2 protein-coding genes are annotated in these 2,050 nt (G+C 69.3%); both read right to left on the bottom strand.

Translation table 11 applies throughout. The features are described from left to right. Positions 1 to 9 precede the first annotated feature (9 nt). The gene (gene istB, locus IEZ08_RS38955) at positions 10 to 810 is read right to left on the bottom strand and encodes an IS21-like element helper ATPase IstB (protein ID WP_189244237.1); all 801 of its coding nucleotides are present in this window, start codon (positions 808 to 810) and stop codon (positions 10 to 12) included. Next, positions 807 to 2,039 carry an IS21 family transposase gene (gene istA / locus IEZ08_RS38950; protein WP_189244238.1) on the bottom strand — a complete coding sequence of 411 codons (1,233 nt, stop codon included), beginning with the start codon at positions 2,037 to 2,039 and terminating at the stop codon, positions 807 to 809. Before istA ends, istB begins: the two co-directional genes overlap by 4 nt. Positions 2,040 to 2,050: the final 11 nt, after the last annotated feature.

The following is a 2,050-nucleotide window of genomic DNA, read 5'->3' as shown; positions in this document are numbered from 1 at the left end:
ATTTGATCTTCAGTTGTCGGTCTTGGCCGCGGGGACACGACCAAGGTCACGGTCTTTGAGCCGGTAGCTGTCTCCTTTCAGCGAGACGACCTCGGCATGATGCACCAGACGGTCGATCATCGCCGCGGCCACCACGTCATCGCCGAAGACCTCGCCCCACCGGCCGAACGGCTTGTTACTGGTCACGATCAAGCTCGCCCGCTCGTAGCGAGACGACACCAACTGGAAGAACAAGTTGGCCGCCTCAGCCTCGAACGGGATGTAACCCACCTCGTCGACGATCAGCAACGGGATGCGGCCCAGCTTGACGAGCTCGCTCTGCAACCGCCCGGCCTGGTGGGCGTCGGCCAGACGCGCCACCCACTCGGCGGCGGTGGCGAACGCGACCCGGTGCCCGGCCTGACAAGCCCGCATCCCCAGCCCGATGGACAGGTGGGTCTTGCCGGTGCCGGGCGGGCCGAGGAACACCACGTTCTCCTTGGCCGTGATGAAGTCCAAGGTGCCCAGATGGGTGATGACCTCGCGTTTGAGGGAGCGCTGATGGTCGAAGTCGAACTCCTCGAGGGATTTGCGGGACGGGAAGCGGGCGGCGCGGATGCGGCCCTCACCACCGTGGGCCTCCCGGGCGGCGACCTCCCGTTGCAGGCAGGCGGCCAGGAACTCCTCATGGCTCCAGGACTCGGCGCGGGCGCGTTCGGCCAGCCGCGCAACGGCCGCGGCCAGCGAGGGGGCCTTCAGCGCCCGGGTGAGGTAGGCGATCTCAGCGCTCACGTTCCGGCCGGTGCCCGTGCCGCCGGTGCGGGCGCTCATCCGGCGACCTCCTCATCGTTCAAGCCGAACAACCGGTCGTAGTCCGACAGCGGCCGCTGCTGCACCGCGGTCTCCACCGGGTGCAGCGAGCTGTTCTGCCGCATCCGGCGCAGCTGCGCGGCGGCGGCCTGATGGGCCGGATCGGTGATGGTCTGATGATCGGCCCAGCAGCGCGCATGTCGGGCCACCTGAGCGCCGTCACAGGTGACCACCACCTGCTCCAGGTCCGCAGTCACCTGGACGCGCCGGCCGATCACCGACGGGTGCACCGAGTAGTCGTTGGAGTCCAGCCGCACGTAGTGGTCGCGCGGCAGGCGGGTGCTCACGCGCCAGCCACTGGCCGGCGCCACCGGCGGCAGGGGCAGCATCGCCGCCCGATCCGCCTGCCACCGGTCGACCGGCCGGCAGCCCAGCCGGCGGTGGTGGCGATTGTTGGCCCGCACCAGCCACTCGCTCAGCTGGGCGGTGAAGTCGGCCGGGCCGGTGAAGACCCGCCCCGGCAGAAACGAGGTCTCCAGGTAGCCGTTGGCGCGTTCGACCAGGCCCTTGGCCTCCGGATCGGCCGGACGGCATTGGATGACCTTGATGCCGAGCGTTCCGCGGAAGGCGGTCATCGCCTCGCTCAGCTGCGGTCTGCCGGCTCGCCACTGGCCGATGGCGGCCTCGTTGTCCCAGACCAGCGCCTTGGGCACCCGGCCCCACTGGCTGAGCAGCCTCCAGTGCCCGGCCAGCAGGTCCGGCGCCCGGCGCGAGGGCAGCATGACCGCGCCGATCATCCGCGAGTAGCCGCTGACCATGACCAGCACCGGCGGGCGGCCCGTCTGCCCGAATCCCAGCGGCACGTCCACCGCGGGAAACCACAGATCGCATTGGGCCAGCTCACCAGCCTGGTACTCGGTGCGAGAAGCCGGATCGACCGGCCGATACAGCGGCCGCAGCTGCTGCACCCGCGCAAAGAACACGCTCTTGCCGCGGCTCCAGCCGACCCGTTCCATGATGACCGAGGTCGGCATGTCTGGGAACTCCGCCAGAAGCTCTCTGATCTGCGGTTCCACTGCATCCACGATCGATCCTTTGCCGGCTCGCATGTACCGGGGCGGTTCGTGCGAGGCCAGTGCTTTGCGCACCGTGTTCCTTGCGATCCCGAGCCTGCGGGCGATCGCTCGGATCGCCAGTCCTTCGGCCCGGTGCAGTCGGCGGATCTCCGCCCAGTCCTCCACCTTCAACACCTCACCAGCGT

This window comes from Planobispora rosea, from assembly GCF_014648175.1.
GTDB classification, from domain to species: Bacteria; Actinomycetota; Actinomycetes; order Streptosporangiales; family Streptosporangiaceae; genus Planobispora; species Planobispora rosea.
The sequence above is the reverse complement of the archived record's forward strand: the minus strand, read 5'-3'. Positions and strand labels throughout refer to the sequence as shown.